Here is a 15,019-nt window from a genome sequence, read left to right on the forward strand (position 1 = left end):
AAGGAACGAGACGAATGAATCCCATGATCCGGCTGCTGCTTGCCGCCACGCTGCTGTGGAGCTGGTTCGGCCCAGCCGCCGCCCAGGACCTCGAAGCCAGCGACATGGTGCGCGGGGGCATGCAGGCCATCCAGATGATCGACCAGGACCGGACCGGCGAGCTCTGGGACGGCGCCACGCCGGCCACCCGCAAGCGCATGCCGCGTGCCGACTTCATCGACAAGGTCGCCAGGAGCCGCGCGCCGCTCGGCTCGCCCCAGATGCGCACCTGGGTTGCGGTCAACCGCCAGGTCGTCGCCGATTCCGACACCGACACCGCCGGCCAGTACGTCAGCATCGAATACGAGACCCGCTTCGCCCACAAGCCCGACAGCACCCTGCGCGAACTCGTGAGTTTTCACCTCGACCGCGACCGCACCTGGCGCTTCAGTGGCTATGTGCTGCGATAAAGATGCCAAATATGAGCAAAGCACGGCCCACACGCTGGAAACCCAACGTCACCGTCGCCGCGGTGATCGAGCGTGACGGGCGCTTCCTGCTGGTCGAGGAGCAGGCGGGCGACGGCCTCAGGCTCAACACACCCGCCGGCCACCTCGACCCCGGCGAATCGCCCGCCGAAGGCTGCGCGCGCGAGACGCTGGAGGAAACAGCCCATCATTTCACTCCAACGGCGCTCATCGGCATCTACATGGCGCGTTCTCGCCCGGTGGCCGAGGGCAGCGAAGACGTCACCTACATGCGCTTCGCCTACTGCGGCACGCTGGGTGCCTTCGAAGAGGGACGCGCGCTCGACGACGGCATCGTTCGCACGCTGTGGATGACGCCGGAAGAAATCCGCGCCAGCGTGGCGCGGCACCGCAGCCCGCTGCTGCTCCAGTGCATCGAGGACTACCTGGCCGGCCAGCGCCACCCGCTGGAACTCGTCCACGTCGACGCGACAGTGCGCGTCGCGCCCTGAATCAGACGATCACGCCGCCGCCCAAGCAGCGTTCGCCGTCGTACAGCACGGCGGACTGGCCGGGCGTCACCGCCCATTGCGGCGCTGCGAAATGCAGGCTGAACGCCGCGCCCGCCTCTCCCGGTCCCATCTCGCACGCCGAATCGGCCTGCCGGTAGCGCGCCTTCGAGCCGTAGCTCCCCGGCACCGGTGCCTCGCCGGCAACCCAGCTGGCGTCGCCGGCCTTGAGCGCCGACGACAGCAGCCATGGGTGGTCGTGCCCCTGCACCACCCACAGCGTGTTCTTCTCGATGTCCTTGCGCGCCACGAACCAGGGCGAATGGTCGCCCGAGCCGCGCTGCGCGCCCTTTTCCTTCACGCCGCCGATGCCCAGCCCCTGCCGCTGCCCCAGCGTGTAGAAGCTCAGCCCCTGGTGCTCGCCCAGCTTGCGGCCGCGGTCGTCCTTGATCGGGCCCGGCTCCTTGGAGATGTAGCGGTTCAGGAAATCGCGAAACGGCCGCTCGCCGATGAAGCAGATGCCGGTCGAATCCTTCTTCTTGGCGTTGGGCAGGCCGATTTCTTCCGCGATGCGGCGCACCTCCGTCTTGTGCAGCTCGCCCACGGGGAACAGCGTCTTCGACAGTTGCGCCTGGTTCAGGCGGTGCAGAAAGTAGCTCTGGTCCTTCGACGGATCGAGCCCCTTCAGCAGCTCGTGCCCGCCGGTGGCCTCGTTCAGCCGCACGCGCGCGTAGTGGCCGGTGGCGATCTTCTCGGCGCCCAGCCGCATGGCGTGGTCGAGGAAGGCCTTGAACTTGATCTCGGCGTTGCACAGCACATCGGGGTTGGGCGTGCGACCGGCCTTGTATTCGCGCAGGAACTCGGCGAACACGCGGTCCTTGTAGTCGGCCGCGAAGTTGACGTGTTCGATCTCGATGCCCAGCACGTCGGCCACGCTGGCGGCGTCCACGAAGTCGATGTTCGACGAGCAGTACTCGCTGTCGTCGTCGTCTTCCCAGTTCTTCATGAAGATGCCGACCACCTCATGCCCCTGCTGCTTGAGCAGGTGCGCCGTCACCGCGGAGTCCACTCCGCCGCTCAGTCCCACCACGATCCGTTGCTTTGCCATAAGCGCGCCATTGTCCCAGCCCCGCGGTAGGGGCCCACGGTGTGTGGGAAATCGGGAAAACCCGTGTCCCCGGCTTGTCAGCGCCCGCCCCACGGGCCCGGGCCCCGGCGCTACAGTGCCGCTGAACGAGGCGGCACCGATCCGCCCAGGCGATTCGCAACCACAGCACAGCGGAGACAAGACGCATGGCCACCCCCTCCCCCGCCACGGCTTCCGGCCACGATGCCGGCAGCACCCCCTGGACACGCGCCTACCCGCCCGGCATGCGCTGGGACGCCGAGCTGCCCGTCAAGCCGGTGCAGCAGATGCTCGACGAGGCCGTCGAACGCTGGCCCGACCACTCCGCCGTCGAGTTCATGGGCCAGTCGCTCAGCTACCGCCAGCTTGGCGAGGCGGTCGACCGCTTCGCCAAGGGCCTGCAGGACCTGGGCGTGAAGCCCGGCGTGCACGTGGGCCTCTACCTGCCCAACACGCCGCACTACCCGATCGCGTTCTTCGCGGTGCTCAAGGCCGGCGGCACGGTGGTGAACTACTCGCCGCTGGACGCCGAGCGCGTGCTGGCCCACAAGATCGAGGACAGCCGCACCGACATCCTCGTCACGCTCGACCTGGTGAACCTCTACCCGCTGATGGCGCGCCTGCTCGACCACTCGCGCCTGAAGACGCTGGTGGTCGGCAGCCTGGGCGACTACGGCGCGATGGGCGACAAGGTGCAGGCGCAGCTGCAGGCCGCCGGGCAGATCGCGCCCGTGCCCACCGACGCGCGCCACGTGCGCTTCACCGACCTGCTGAAAAGCGAAGGCACGCACCAGACCTACCCGCTCGGCGACCTGGCCGAAGAGATCGTGGTGCTGCAGTACACCGGCGGCACCACCGGCCTGCCCAAGGGCGCGATGCTCACGCACGCCAACCTCAGCTCGGCGTCCGCCCAGTACTACGAGTCGACCAAGGGCGACCCGCCGATCCTGGCCGAAGGCAAGGAGCGCTTCCTGGTCGTGCTGCCGCTGTTCCACATCTTCGCGCTGAGCGCCGCGATGCTGCTCGGCGTGCGCCTGGGCGCGGCGCTGGTGCTGCACACGCGCTTCGATGTGGACGCGGTGATGAACGAGCTCGCGGCCAGCAAGATCAGCGTGTTCCCCGGCGTGCCGACGATGTACACCGCCATCCTGTCGCACCCCAAGGCCAGGGAGATGGACCTGCGCTCGCTGAAGTTCTGCGGCTCGGGCGGCGCGCCGCTGCCGGTGGAGGTGGAGCAGCGCTTCTTCGAACTCACGGGCTGCCACCTCAACGAAGGCTGGGGCATGACCGAGACCTCGCCCGTGGGCACCTTCACGCCCGCGCGCGGCGTGCGCAAGGCCGGCTCGTGCGGCATGCCGCTGCCGCAGGTGCGCATCAAGCTCGTGAGCCTGGACGACCCGACGAAGGACGTCACCGCCTTCGGCGAGCCCGGCGAACTCTGCATCCGCGGCCCGAACGTGATGAAGGGCTACTGGAACAACCCGAAGGCCACGGCCGATTCGATGACCGCCGACGGCTACTTCCGCAGCGGCGACGTCGCGAAGATGGATGCCGACGGCTACCTCTACATCGTCGACCGCACGAAAGACATGCTGCTGTGTGGCGGCTACAACGTGTACCCGCGCGTGCTCGAAGAAGCGGTGTACGAACACCCTTCCGTGGCCGAGGTGTGCGTGATCGGCATTCCCGACGACTACCGCGGCCAGTCGCCCAAGGCCTTCGTGAAACTGAAGGAAGGCGCGGGCGACCTCACGCTCGATGCGCTCAAGGGCTTCCTGAAGGACCGCCTGGGCAAGCACGAGATGATCGGCGCGCTGGAGATCCGCGCCGAACTGCCCAAGACGGCGGTGGGCAAGCTCTCGAAGAAGGACCTCGTGGACGAGGAGGCCCGCAAGCGGGCTTGATGCTGAAAAGCCCGCAAGCGGGCTTGATCACGAGGAAACCGGCCTACTTGGCGGTCTGCCCGAACGCCCCGGCCAGCAGCTCGTAAGAGCGCAGCCGCGCGGCGTGGTCGAACACCTGCGAGGTGATCATGAGCTCGTCGGCGCCGGTGCGCGCCACGAACGCTTCCACGCCCTTCTTCACGGTGTCGACCGAGCCCACCGCGGAGCACGACAGCACCGAGTCGAGCAGCGCGTTCTCCGCCGGCCCGACCTTCTGGCGGTAGTTCTCCACCGGCGGCGGCAGGCGCCCCGGGCGGCCGCTGCGCAGGTTCACGAAGGCCTGCTGCCACGAGGTGGCGCGGAACTCGGCCTCGGCGTCAGTGTCGGCCGCGAACACGTTGAAGCCCAGCATCACGTACGGCTTCTTCAACTGCGCCGACGGCTTGAAGGTCTCGCGGTAGATCTGGATGGCCTGCATGATCTGCTGCGGCGCGAAGTGCGAAGCAAAGGCGTACGGCAACCCCAGGTGCGCCGCGAGCTGCGCGCCGAAGGTGCTGGAGCCCAGGATCCACACCGGCACCTCGAGCCCCGCGCCGGGCACGGCCTTCACGGCCTGCTGCGGCGCCTTCGACATGAAGTCCATCAGCTCGACCACGTCCTGCGGGAACTGGTCCGAGTCCGACTCGAGGTTGCGCCGCAAGGCCCGCGCCGTGCGCTGGTCGGAGCCGGGCGCGCGGCCCAGGCCGAGATCGACGCGCCCCGGGTACAGCGACTCCAGCGTGCCGAACTGCTCGGCGATCACCAGCGGCGAATGGTTCGGCAGCATCACGCCGCCGGCGCCGATGCGGATGGTGGACGTGCCCGCCCCCACATACGACAGCAGCACGGCCGTGGCCGCGCTCGCAATGCCCGGCATGCCGTGGTGCTCGGCCAGCCAGTAGCGCGTGTAGCCGAGTTTCTCGCCGTGCTGCGCCAGCGAAAGCGAGTTGCGGAACGACTGCGCGGCGTCGCTGCCCTCGGTGATCGGGGAAAGGTCGAGGATCGATAACGGAATCATGGCGCGATCATGGCGCGATCCGCCAACGCCGTCACGCGAGGGGCTATTCGGTTTGGTATAGCGTCGTCACGGTCGCGAAGTCGCGCGCGTTCTGCTCCACGTTCACCTGGAACGGCACGCTCTCGCCGGGCGCGATGGCCGGCAGGTTGTCCATCAGCTTGAAGCCGGTGAGCTGCCCGTTGCGGTCGCGCAGGCTCACCCACAGCCGCACCTTGCCGACGATGGCCGTGCCCGGGTTCGTCACGCTGCCCGTGACCTCCACGCTCCGGTAGCTGAAACGCTGGCTGAAGTTGAGCAGCACGCTGCCCGTCTCGGCCTTGGTGCCGGTCACCTTCACCTCGAGCGGCTTGCGCGGGCCCGGCAGCGCGGCACGGCGCATGGGCTTCCATTCGATGCGCGTCTGCGTGATCCGCTCGACGTCGCGCGGCTCCAGCAGGATCGGGAAGCGCTCGCCCGGGTACAGGTACGCCAGCCCCGTGATGGCCGTGCTGCCGTCGGCCTTGTTGCCGCCGAAGCGCGCGATCGCACCGCCGGGCGCGAGCACGATCGCGTCGTTGCTGCGGTTCACCAGCTCGGTGAGGAACAGCGGCCGCTGGATGTTGCTGCGCCCCGCCACCAGCGGCAGCAGCTCGAGCTGCTTCTCGTCGAAGCGCTCGCTGTCGTCGGCCAGCAGGTCGTCGGTGCCCAGGCGCAGGTCGGGGTTGAAGTTTTCCGGGGCGCCCACCGTGCGGATCACGCGGTCGGCGCTGAGCACCGGCGTGCGCGAACCCGAGGCCTCGACCGTGCTGTAGCCGATGCGGTAGTCCCACGCCGCAATGGCCGCCGCGCGGCCGAAGCGCGCGATGCTCACGTCCACCGAGGTGCGCGCGCCCGCCGGCACTTCGTTGGCCTGGCCGTAGCCGTGGCCGAAGCCGATCACCTGCCCCGCGTCGTCGTACAGCGTGGCCAGCACCTCGAAGCCGCCGACCACCGCGGCGTCCTTGCGGTCGTTGACGATGCGGCCCACCAGCCGCACGCGTTCGCCCTGCTGGATGAGCCGCACGCGCGAGAAGGCCATGCGCGGGCCCTGCACCGCGTTGTAGGGCTCGGCCAGCTTCTGCACGCGCAGCTCCTGCCGCGTGACGTTCTTGCCGCTGGGCATGTCGATCAGCGCGGGCGCGCTCTCGCCGGGCTCCAGCACGGCCACCGGCAGCATCTCGCTGCGCTCGTCGAGCTTGCTGTCGCCGTCGTAGTACGTGGCGCGAATGCCGGCGCGCGACAGCGGCTTGCCGGTCTCGTTGCGCGCCACCACCAGCAGCTTGGCCTGCGCCGAACTGCCGCTGCCCACCAGCACCTGCCGCGGCTCGCCGAGCTTCAGGCCGTCGATGGGAATGGTGCGGTCGGCCACCGCGGCGACCACCGAGCGCGGCGTGCCCGATGCACTGCGCGTGTCGCCATGGCGGCCGCCGACGAACATGCCCACCACGCCGACGAGCACCGCGACGCCCAGCACCACGGCCACCACGACGCCGACCTTGCGCATCGCAAGCGCCTGCTGCTGCGCCTGCTCGGCCGCGAGCCGGCGGCCCGCCTCGTTCTTCACCTGGTCGAGCACGCGCTCCAGGCGGTCGGACACGTTGTCCTCCACCAGCGTGACAGAGCCGCAGTGCTCGCAGGTGTATTCGTTGAGGCCGGTGCGCTTGAGCACGCTGCTGCCGCATTCGCCGCACTTGAGCGTCTGGAGGTCGATGGTCATGTCGCGTCTTTTACCAGCCGAACACGTCTGCGATGTCCTCGGCCGCATCGGCGTCGCCGAGCAGCGGCGCGAGGCGCTCGATCAGCCGCGCGCGGTGCACCGGGTCGACCTCGCAGTCGTCCTCGTCGGTGAAGATGGCGTCGCCCGCCTCTTCCCACACCTGGCCGACGGTGCCGAGGCACGCGGCCATCTGCAAGATGTCGGCGAACAGCGGCTCGTCCTCCTGCCAAGCGCCCGCGCCGTGCATCGCGAACTGGATCGCGCCGGTGCGCAGGTCGAAGATGAACGGGTCGGCGCCCTGGTCGGCCACCACGAGCCAGTGCTCGGGCCAATCGGCAATGCGCTCGCCGGTGATGCCGTGCCAGCGGTAGCCGGCCTGCAGCTGCCACAGCCGCGAGAGCGCGGGAATGCTGAACGAGTTGCCGGTGGTCGGCACCGTGAGGCCCGCGTAGCCCACGCGCTCGTTCACCCAGTTGCCGAGCGGGCCGACCTGCTCGTAGAAGCTTGCGATGGCGGCGGGCAGCGCCATGTCGCCGCGCCAGTGTTCGGCGGCGGATTGCGGCGCCAGTTCGCCATGAGGGGCCAGGGCCGCGCGGGCCTGTTCGATCGATGCCAAGTGTGTTCTCCGTTCAGGAAGGGGAGGCGGACTGCAATGCGGTGCGCAGTGCGGTGCGCAATGCGTCGATGTCGCCGGGTGCGATCTCGGCCACGTTGTGCAGGCCCTGCAAACCGGCGAGGCCGCACGCCGTCGATGCGACCACGGGCACGCCGGCCGCCACGGCGCGCAGCAGCGCGCGCGGTGCGTGCTCGACATGCGCGGGCAGCACGGCGACCGCTGCACCGGCCAGCCAGTCGCCTTGCCAGTTCATGTATTCGATGGGTTCGATGCCCTGCCAGAGCCGAGCGTCGTCCGGCGCCGAACCCAGCACGCGCAGCCGGCACGGCCAGCCTTGCAATGCGGCAGCGAGTTCGCGCGCGCCCTTGCGCGCCAGCGCGCTCGCGGCGAACACGACCAGCGGCAGTTCATGGCGTTCCATGCGCGCGGGCTTCACCGCGGGCAGCGTCCAGTCGAGCCGCTGCAACGCAGCCTGAGGCGCGTGCCTCGCGAGCGCATCCGCCACGTCGGCATGCGGCGTGACGACGACCGCCGCGCGCGCGAGCGCCAGTGCCTCGGCGCGCACCAGCGACGCCTCGGCACGAAAGTCGCGCAAGGTGGCGTCGCCGGGCCAGCGGCGCGACGCGGCGTCGAGCCGCTGCTCGATGTCGGCCATCGGCAAGGCGCTGGCCAGCACCGTGACGCGGCGCCCGTCGAGCGCACCGATGCGCTGCAGGTGCGGCAGCAGCGCGTGCTCGACCACCAGTTGCGTGTGCGCGGGTTCCAGCCGCGCGGCAAAGGCCTGCGCGAGCCAGCGCTGGCCGTCGATCAGGCTGGCCTGCCGCCGGCCCGCGTGCCGCGCCCAGAGCCGCTGCCACAAGGCACGGCGCAGGCTCGCGGCCCATGGCGTTGTCACCGGTCCCTGGCCGTTCGCCGCCGGCTCGCGATGCCACCCCGCGGAAGGCACGCGCCAGAACGCGAGCCGCAGCGGCACCGGCTGCATGCGCTGCGCCTGCGGGTGCGCCTCGCGCAGGTAGCGCGCGAACTCCGGCGTCCAGCCGTCGACCAGCACCGCCGTACGGCCTTCGGTACCCACGCCTGTCTGCGGGCGATGGCGAAAGCATGTCGTCTGCTCGCAGCTCAGGCAGCCGCGCGCCAACGGCAACGCAGCGGCCGTGCCGCCGTTCGCGCGCCGCAGCGTGACGGGGGCGGCCGGCAGCACCGACACCGACACCGACATCACCGGCGGCGCATGCGCACGGATGCGCACCACCAGCTCGGTGTCGGTCAACGCCACTTCGAGCCGCCAGGCCTGCTTCGCGCGCAGCTTGAGGTCGACGTAGTTCCAGAACACCGTCGCATCGACGGCGTCGCCTTCCGGCGTGCTCGCCTGCTCGACGCGCGCCGTGTGCCCATGGCGTTCGACCAGCTCGAACCCCGCGCGCACGGCCACGGTGGCCAGCGCGTTCGACAGCTGGCACAGGCCGCCGGCGAGCGTCGGCACCACGCAGCCGCCGCGCACCTCGCGCCCCAATACAAAGCCGCGCCATGCACCCGGCCGCCCGAGCTGGCGCCAGAAGCTCAGCACCTCGCCAGCCGGTATCTCGATGGCGTCGAAGGCACGGCGCGCCACGCGCAGGTTCTGCACCTTGCCGGCGACAAGCGGAAATTCATCGGCGCGGCCGTCGGTCCACAAGGGGGTTCGGTATTGCGCGAGCACGGGCGCGTCGGCCAGTGCATGGGTGCCGCCCTGCCAGCGCCGGGCCGAGGGCCGCAAAGTTTCGCGCAGTGCGTGGGCCGTGGCGAGCAGCCGCGAGCGCAGCCAGAAGTCGATCGCGTCGATGCGGCGCGGCGGCTGCCAGGCCTGCACGCTCACGCGGAGGGGCCTCGCTTGCGCCATTGGCCGAGGTCGGCTTCGATGCGCTCGTTGATGTTGCCGCTCCATTGCGCGCCGAAACCGGCCGCGCGCAGCAGCTCGACGATGCGATGGCCCACCACCACGGTGTTGGCTTCGCGCTGTTCGATCTCGGGAATCATGCCGCCGCTGAAGGCCAGGTGCAGCCGGCCGGTGCGCACCGCCGTGTCGAGGTCCTGCGAGTGATAGAAGCAGCAGCCGCGAACGCCCGAGGCCAGCCGCCCCGCGGCACGCCACTGCTCGCGCACGTCGTCATGGCCGTCGGCCAGCGTGTTGCCCGCGCGGTGCAGCGCAATGATCTTCTCGCCGCGCAGCTGCGTGAAGACCCCTTCGAGGCGGTCGTATTCGGTGTGCGCCGGCCAGGCGGCTTCGGCGGCGCGCTTGGCGGCGCAGGCGCGCGCGGCCTCGGCCTTGACCCAGGCACGGTCCTCGGGGGTCAGCTCGTCCGGATCGAGGTACTCGTCGGTGATCATCCATTCGACGTCGGCGTCGGGATAGAAGCCGCTCCACACCAGATCGTGGATGCGTCCGCGCGTGTCTTCAGGGTCGAGGGTGAGGGCCATGCGTGTTGGGTTGCCGCATTGGCGGCGACGAATCATGCTTTCTTGTTGGCTGGCGGGAGCGCCTTCATTCTCGCCCACCGCACCAGGATGGCGCATTAATGCGAAAGCATGCGGTCTTGCGGGAACCCTCGCAGCCGGCCCCGCAGTCACCCCACAACCATCACTTGCGGGCCGCGCCATCATGAAGGACGCGCCGAGGCAAGGCAATGCGCCTTTTGGCGAAGCTATGCTCGGCGGCTCTTCATGCCGCAGCGCCACCCTTCCCTCGATCTGATCGCCCACGTGCTCGGGCACCCGCCGGGCCCGGCGCACGCATCTTCCGACGGCCGCTACCAGGCGGCGATGGTGGGCACCGACACGGTGATCGTCGATCTCGTCTCACGGCGCATGCATCGCGCGCCCGGCGTGCATGTGCGCGCGTTCGACGACGCACCGCCCGACGGCATGGCCGCCCCCGCGCTGCGCGTGGAGGGCGAGGAGACCGCCACCGCTTACGCGCCGACATGGACCGACCTGCAATGGATTGCGCTCGGGGATGCCACGCCCGCCGCGCCCGCCGCGCCCGCCACGCCCGCCACGCCCACCGATTCCTGGTCACCCTGGCCGGACCCGCGCGCGGCCGGGCTGCCGCCCTTCGAAGAGCGGCTGCCCGCCGAATGGACCTCCGGCGCGCCGCAGGCCACCGAGCGTGTGAAGAAGTCGGTCTCCGGCTGGATCGGGTGGCTGCTCGCAGGCGCGGTGCTGGCCTTCATGGCGGTGTTCGGCTTCCAGGCCATCACGTGGTCGCTGCGCGGCGGCTGGCAATGGCTGTGGCTGCTGGTGGGTTTGCCGTTCTTCGGCGTGTTCTCGGTGTCGATGGTGGTGTTCGTCGTCACGACGCTGCGCGAGCGCCGCCGCGTGCGGGTGGCGCTTGCGAACATGTCACTGGAGCGCGGCGAAGGCTTTCGCCCGGACGCCCCGCTGGACCAGCGCCTGCGCGCGACGGTGCCGCCCGCGCAGGACGGCGAACGCAGCGTGGCGCCGGAACGCATCGTCGCGCGGCTGATGCAGCGCGCGATCCGCCAGGAGGCCGACGGGCGCGCGGTGCTGGTGGACGAGTGCCGCGACGAAACCGCCGCGCTGTGCGAGAACGCCCGCGAAGACAGGCGCGTCTATGCGTGGACGCTGCGCGCGGGCCCGGCGCTCGAAGGCCCGTCGCAATGGTTCGTCGCGCTGCACGACGCGGCGGCACCGGACGGCCCGCCGTTCCTCGTGGCCGCGCTGCGGGAATTGCCCTCGCGCTGATTCAGCGTCAGCGCGCCGCGCCCGGCGCTTCGGCTTCACCGGCTGCACCGGCGGCGATGGTGGCCAGCAGCACCTGCGCCGACCGCACCCGGCCCATGCGCGGGAACACCTGCGTGTTCGCGAACACATGCGGCTCGGCGGCCAGCGAGGTCATCGCGTCTTCCACGAACACCAGCTCGTAGCCCCGGTCGAAGGCCGCGCGCGCGGTCGACTCGACGCCGAAGTTGGTCGCGATGCCGCTCATCGCCAGCGTGCGGATGCCGCGGCGGCGCAGTTGCTGGTCGAGGTCGGTGCCGTAGAAGGCGCCCCACTGGCGCTTGGTGATCCGCACGTCGCCGGCCTGCACCTGCAGCTCGGGCACCAGTTCCGAGAACTCGGGCGGCGGCACGGGCGATCCGGGCGGCCGGCTGATGGAGGCGTCGGCCGGCAGGCTCAGCAGCGCGGTCACGTCCACGCGCACCCACACGACCGTGCCGCCCGCCGCGCGCAAGGCGTCGGCGATGCGCTGGCTCCGCTGCACCACGTCGGCGGCGGTGTGCGGCGCGAGCGCCCGGCCCACATTGCTGTGCTGGAGGTCGATGGAAATGAGGGCGGTGTGGCGGGGGTTCAGGTCGAGCGATTGCATCCGGGCCATGGTAGTGAGGGCGTATGAGGCGGCCATGAGCGCACGCGGTGGCGGGTGCCTCGCGGCCCAGAAAAAAGCCGGGCCATGCAATTGCATGGCCCGGCTTCTGTCTTTTCCCTTGCCGGGACGCTGTCGCAGATGACAGCGGCAGGTTTACAGCGGCAGGTTGTCGCCGTGGGCTGCAGCACGGGCTGCGGCGCGCACCGCGGCGCGGTCCACCGAGCTGGCCACGACCGGTGCGACACCGGCAGAAGCGCCGTCGGCGTACGGGTCGGCGGAATGGGCAGCGGCAACGGCTTCGGCGCGGATCGCGGCGCGGTTGGCCGTCGACACGAACACGGGCGCCGGGCCGGCGTTGGCACCGGTGGCATAGGGGTTCGCGCTGTGGGCGGCCACGACGGCCTGGCTGGCGACGTCGGCGCGGCTGGCGGCCGAAGTCAGTTGATGCACGCCGTCATACGTTTCGGCATGGGCAGCGCCGGCAGCGGCGAGCAGAGCGATGGAGATGGCGGAGAGGAGCTTCGAGGCGGTCATTTGGTTGTCCTTTGTTCGTTCGGTCAGTTCTTTTTGCACTTGGATGATTTCGAACGGGTCTTGGGTGGGTCACCGTCCCTCCGGGGGGCGGCCACCTCGCTCGGGCCCTGTTCTCTCGGATCGACTGGGTGGTTGGTCCGTGAGATGAATTGTGCGCCGACCTCTAAGTAAAAACCCTTATGCAAACGAACCACGCTGTTCACACAATGGAAACAATCACCTGGTCCAGGAGGCGTTTGGCGCCTTGCCGTAGAGTCGCCGGCATGCACGCGCCGGCTTCCTCCCCCTCTGCTTCTGCCCCCACTTCCCGAGCCCCGTGGGGCGCCCCGGACACCGTGTTCGACCGGCTGGAAGGCGCATGGACGCTGGAGCGCACCATCGAAGGCCAGGCCGCCATGACCGGCACCGCCGTGTTCACGCCGCTGGCGCCGGGCTGGCTGAAGTACCGCGAGGAAGGCCGCATCCGGCTGGCCGACGGCAAGGAGTTCGACGGGCACCGGGAGTACCTGTTCGAGCGCGCGCCGGGCGGCTTCAGCGTGCACTTCGCCGAAACGCCGCCGCGCCTGTTCCACGCCATTGCTGTGGTGCGCGACGGTGATGCGCTCGCCGGGTCGGCCACGCACCTGTGCACGCCCGACACCTACGACAGCAGCTACCGCTTCCTGGCGGACGGCGGCTTCGTCATCCGCCACACGGTGCACGGCCCGCGCAAGGACTACCTGTCGGCCACCGTCTTCAGGCGGCGCGAGGGGTAGCGGGTAGCCGGGAATCCGGTCGCGGCGGCCGCGTCAGTCGCGGTCCAGCCGCCAGGCCGGCATGCCGCGCATCACCGTCTGCACGAGCATCGAGCAGATGCCGCACTTGATCAGGTCGCCCGGAATGAACACCAGCATGGCCAGCGCGGCCTGCGACAGCGACATGTGGGCGATCCACGAGAGCCCGGCGATGCCGAAGGCGTAGACCACGAGGATGCCGCCGACCGCCGAAGCCGCGAAGGCCGCCGCCAGCAGCGGCAGGCCCGTGGCGCCGGCCATGCGGCGCATTGCAAGGCGCATCAGCAGGCCGCAGGCGAAGGCACCGAACATCCAGCCGAACAGGAAGCCCGAGGTCGGCCCCACGAACACGCTGAGCCCGCCGCGGCCGCCCGGCAGCAACGGCAGGCCCAGCGCCACGGCCAGCAGGAACAGCGCGATGGCCAGGAACCCGCGGCGCGGCCCGAGCAGGCAGCCCGCCAGCATCACGCCCAGCGACTGCAGCGTGATCGGCACGCCGAACGGCAGGTCGATCTTGGGGATCAGGCCGAACACCGCCATCAGCGCCGCGAACAGCGCGATGTACGACAGGGAACGGGACGAGGTGAGGGAGCCGGTGGTGGTCATGGCGTTCGCAATCGAGAAGAAGTCGGAAAGTCAGCGGCCCAGCCGCGCGGCCAGCGCATCGGCCACGCGCTCGGCCGTCTGCAGCGTGCGGATGGTCAGCGGCGCCAGCAGCCGCAGCCCGCCGCCGTGGCCCGTGCGCGCGCGGTAGGCGTCGTCCAGGCGCTGCCACTGCACATAGAAATTCTCGGCGAAGCGCAGCATCAGGCCAAGGCCGAGCGCGATCCGCTCGGTCGGCACGCCGAAGCGCTGCAGCGGGTGCAGCACGGCCTCGAGCACCGCCAGCAGGTCTTCGAAGCGCGTGGTCAGCGTGAGCATCAGCGCGAGCGTGGCCGCGCTGCCCAGGCGCAGCGCGCTCGCCACGCCCAGCGGCGTGGTGCCCATCGCCCAATGAAAGCCGACGATCAGCCCGCCGGCGACGGCCACGCCCAGCAGCATGCGCACGCGCCGCCACGCGGGCGGCCCGAGCGACGCGAACAGCAGCAGCACCGCCGCGCAGGCCGCGCCCAGGTACGCGGGCCGCTCGACCAGCACCAGCAGCGTGCCGCACACCGACAGCACCGCGAGCTTCAGCCACGCGGCCATCGCGTGCATCCACGTCGGCTGCTCCGAATAGAGGCTACGCATGCGCGCCCCGCTCCGCGGCCGCGCGCTCGCGCACGTTTTCCGAATAGGCCTCGCACACCTCGCGGCCCGGCCCGTCGGCGCGCACGCGGCCCTGTTCGAGCCACAGCACGCGCTCGAAGTCGTACACGTGCTCGAGCAGGTGGGTGGACACGACGATCTGCTGGTCGGTCGCGTCGAGCTGCGCGGCCAGCCGCGCCTGGCTCAGCAGGTCGAGGCTGGCAAAGGGCTCGTCGAGCAGCAGCGTGGCGGGCCGGCTGATCTGCAGCGCCAGCAGGCACACCTGCTGCCTCTGGCCCTGGCTCAGTTCGCCCACCGCGCGCCCGGCCCAGGTCTCGAGCCCGCGCTGCGCGAGGAAGTCGCGCGCCTGCTGCCGCGCGGCCTGCCGCGTCTCGCCGCGCGCCGTGAGGCTGAAAGCCAGTTCCTCGGCCACGGTGGGAAAGATGATCTGGTCGTCGGGGTTCTGGAACATCAGCCCGACGTGCTGCGACAGCTGCCTGCGGTCGGTCTGCGTGTCGCAGCCGTGCACCGTGACGCGCCCCTGCGCCGGCTGGTCGAGCCCGCTGATCAGCCGGAACAGGCTGCTCTTGCCGGCGCCGTTGTCGCCGACCAGCCCGATGCGCGATTCCCGCAGCTCGAGCGTCAGGCCCTCGAACACCGGCCGGCTGCCGCGCACGAGCGTCACCGCCTCGAGGCGAATGCTGCGGGGGGCGCTGGGGGCTGGCGGGGTCGGCTGCGGCAAGGGGT

General features: G+C 70.5%; 16 protein-coding genes. 5 read left to right on the forward strand and 11 right to left on the reverse strand.

Going from position 1 to position 15,019, the window contains the following annotated elements:
• Positions 1-14: 14 nt before the first annotated feature.
• On the forward strand, positions 15-449 hold the full coding sequence (locus BM013_RS12695; RefSeq protein ID WP_093127376.1) for a DUF4019 domain-containing protein: 435 nt from the start codon (positions 15-17) through the stop codon (positions 447-449).
• An 11-nt stretch (positions 450-460) separates the two neighbouring features.
• Positions 461-958, forward strand: coding sequence for an NUDIX hydrolase (locus BM013_RS12700; protein ID WP_093127379.1), 498 nt, complete (start codon positions 461-463; stop codon positions 956-958).
• Position 959: 1 nt separating this feature from the next.
• Here BM013_RS12700 and mnmA read toward each other — a convergent pair whose 3' ends face one another.
• Positions 960-2,063, reverse strand: a complete 1,104-nt coding sequence (gene mnmA, locus BM013_RS12705; protein ID WP_093127382.1) for a tRNA 2-thiouridine(34) synthase MnmA — start codon at positions 2,061-2,063, stop codon at positions 960-962.
• A 185-nt stretch (positions 2,064-2,248) separates the two neighbouring features.
• On the opposite strand from mnmA, the gene BM013_RS12710 reads away from it, so the two are divergent.
• Positions 2,249-3,985 carry a long-chain-fatty-acid--CoA ligase gene (locus BM013_RS12710; protein WP_093127385.1) on the forward strand — a complete coding sequence of 579 codons (1,737 nt, stop codon included), beginning with the start codon at positions 2,249-2,251 and terminating at the stop codon, positions 3,983-3,985.
• Between the two features lie 43 nt (positions 3,986-4,028).
• Here BM013_RS12710 and BM013_RS12715 read toward each other — a convergent pair whose 3' ends face one another.
• Genes BM013_RS12715 through BM013_RS12735 form a run of 5 tightly spaced genes read right to left on the reverse strand, consistent with a single transcriptional unit; the run spans position 4,029 to position 9,829 of the window.
• Complete coding sequence (locus tag BM013_RS12715; RefSeq protein WP_093127388.1) at positions 4,029-5,021, reverse strand: LLM class flavin-dependent oxidoreductase; 993 nt, start codon at positions 5,019-5,021, stop codon at positions 4,029-4,031.
• 43 nt (positions 5,022-5,064) lie between these two features.
• Positions 5,065-6,756 (reverse strand): FxLYD domain-containing protein, encoded by a 1,692-nt coding sequence (locus BM013_RS12720; RefSeq protein ID WP_093127390.1) that lies wholly within the window; start codon positions 6,754-6,756, stop codon positions 5,065-5,067.
• A gap of 10 nt (positions 6,757-6,766) precedes the next feature.
• Positions 6,767-7,372, reverse strand: coding sequence for a hypothetical protein (locus tag BM013_RS12725; RefSeq protein ID WP_093127392.1), 606 nt, complete (start codon positions 7,370-7,372; stop codon positions 6,767-6,769).
• 13 nt (positions 7,373-7,385) lie between these two features.
• On the reverse strand, positions 7,386-9,227 hold the full coding sequence (locus BM013_RS12730; RefSeq protein ID WP_256221482.1) for a VanW family protein: 1,842 nt from the start codon (positions 9,225-9,227) through the stop codon (positions 7,386-7,388).
• On the reverse strand, positions 9,224-9,829 hold the full coding sequence (locus BM013_RS12735) for a DUF6891 domain-containing protein (protein ID WP_093127396.1): 606 nt from the start codon (positions 9,827-9,829) through the stop codon (positions 9,224-9,226). The genes BM013_RS12730 and BM013_RS12735 overlap by 4 nt, the downstream gene beginning before the upstream one ends.
• 243 nt (positions 9,830-10,072) lie before the next feature.
• On the opposite strand from BM013_RS12735, the gene BM013_RS41770 reads away from it, so the two are divergent.
• A complete protein-coding gene (locus BM013_RS41770) occupies positions 10,073-11,113 on the forward strand; it encodes a hypothetical protein (protein ID WP_256221483.1) in 1,041 nt (346 codons plus the stop codon).
• Positions 11,114-11,120: 7 nt separating this feature from the next.
• On the opposite strand, the gene BM013_RS12745 is transcribed toward BM013_RS41770, so the two are convergent.
• The gene (locus BM013_RS12745) at positions 11,121-11,747 is read right to left on the reverse strand and encodes an isochorismatase family protein (protein WP_256221484.1); all 627 of its coding nucleotides are present in this window, start codon (positions 11,745-11,747) and stop codon (positions 11,121-11,123) included.
• A 144-nt stretch (positions 11,748-11,891) separates the two neighbouring features.
• On the reverse strand, positions 11,892-12,272 hold the full coding sequence (locus BM013_RS12750; protein ID WP_093127401.1) for a helicase SNF2: 381 nt from the start codon (positions 12,270-12,272) through the stop codon (positions 11,892-11,894).
• A 335-nt stretch (positions 12,273-12,607) separates the two neighbouring features.
• On the opposite strand from BM013_RS12750, the gene BM013_RS12755 reads away from it, so the two are divergent.
• Positions 12,608-13,027 (forward strand): DUF6314 family protein, encoded by a 420-nt coding sequence (locus BM013_RS12755; RefSeq protein ID WP_256221485.1) that lies wholly within the window; start codon positions 12,608-12,610, stop codon positions 13,025-13,027.
• Between the two features lie 33 nt (positions 13,028-13,060).
• Here the strand turns inward: BM013_RS12755 and BM013_RS12760 are convergent, their stop codons facing one another.
• Genes BM013_RS12760 through BM013_RS12770 form a run of 3 tightly spaced genes read right to left on the reverse strand, consistent with a single transcriptional unit; the run spans position 13,061 to position 15,014 of the window.
• Positions 13,061-13,651, reverse strand: coding sequence for a biotin transporter BioY (locus BM013_RS12760; protein ID WP_093127406.1), 591 nt, complete (start codon positions 13,649-13,651; stop codon positions 13,061-13,063).
• A gap of 30 nt (positions 13,652-13,681) precedes the next feature.
• A complete protein-coding gene (locus BM013_RS12765) occupies positions 13,682-14,275 on the reverse strand; it encodes an energy-coupling factor transporter transmembrane component T family protein (protein WP_093127408.1) in 594 nt (197 codons plus the stop codon).
• Positions 14,268-15,014: an energy-coupling factor ABC transporter ATP-binding protein gene (locus BM013_RS12770; protein WP_093127411.1), complete on the reverse strand. Its 747-nt coding sequence runs from the start codon at positions 15,012-15,014 to the stop codon at positions 14,268-14,270. Before BM013_RS12770 ends, BM013_RS12765 begins: the two co-directional genes overlap by 8 nt.
• Between the last annotated feature and the right edge of the window lie 5 nt (positions 15,015-15,019).

It is taken from the genome of Variovorax sp. OK605 (assembly GCF_900115445.1).
Classification (GTDB): Bacteria; Pseudomonadota; Gammaproteobacteria; order Burkholderiales; family Burkholderiaceae_C; genus Variovorax.

What these genes read in the sequence shown, in the direction of transcription:
- BM013_RS12745 (WP_256221484.1), bottom strand. Translation starts at nt 11,747, where the DNA reads ATGGCCCGGATGCAATCGCTCGACCTGAACCCCCGCCACACCGCCCTC.
- BM013_RS12695 (WP_093127376.1), top strand. Translation starts at nt 15, where the DNA reads ATGAATCCCATGATCCGGCTGCTGCTTGCCGCCACGCTGCTGTGGAGC.
- BM013_RS12760 (WP_093127406.1), bottom strand. Translation starts at nt 13,651, where the DNA reads ATGACCACCACCGGCTCCCTCACCTCGTCCCGTTCCCTGTCGTACATC.
- BM013_RS12710 (WP_093127385.1), top strand. Translation starts at nt 2,249, where the DNA reads ATGGCCACCCCCTCCCCCGCCACGGCTTCCGGCCACGATGCCGGCAGC.
- BM013_RS12700 (WP_093127379.1), top strand. Translation starts at nt 461, where the DNA reads ATGAGCAAAGCACGGCCCACACGCTGGAAACCCAACGTCACCGTCGCC.
- BM013_RS12735 (WP_093127396.1), bottom strand. Translation starts at nt 9,829, where the DNA reads ATGGCCCTCACCCTCGACCCTGAAGACACGCGCGGACGCATCCACGAT.
- BM013_RS12765 (WP_093127408.1), bottom strand. Translation starts at nt 14,275, where the DNA reads ATGCGTAGCCTCTATTCGGAGCAGCCGACGTGGATGCACGCGATGGCC.
- BM013_RS41770 (WP_256221483.1), top strand. Translation starts at nt 10,073, where the DNA reads ATGCCGCAGCGCCACCCTTCCCTCGATCTGATCGCCCACGTGCTCGGG.
- mnmA (WP_093127382.1), bottom strand. Translation starts at nt 2,063, where the DNA reads ATGGCAAAGCAACGGATCGTGGTGGGACTGAGCGGCGGAGTGGACTCC.
- BM013_RS12720 (WP_093127390.1), bottom strand. Translation starts at nt 6,756, where the DNA reads ATGACCATCGACCTCCAGACGCTCAAGTGCGGCGAATGCGGCAGCAGC.
- BM013_RS12750 (WP_093127401.1), bottom strand. Translation starts at nt 12,272, where the DNA reads ATGACCGCCTCGAAGCTCCTCTCCGCCATCTCCATCGCTCTGCTCGCC.
- BM013_RS12715 (WP_093127388.1), bottom strand. Translation starts at nt 5,021, where the DNA reads ATGATTCCGTTATCGATCCTCGACCTTTCCCCGATCACCGAGGGCAGC.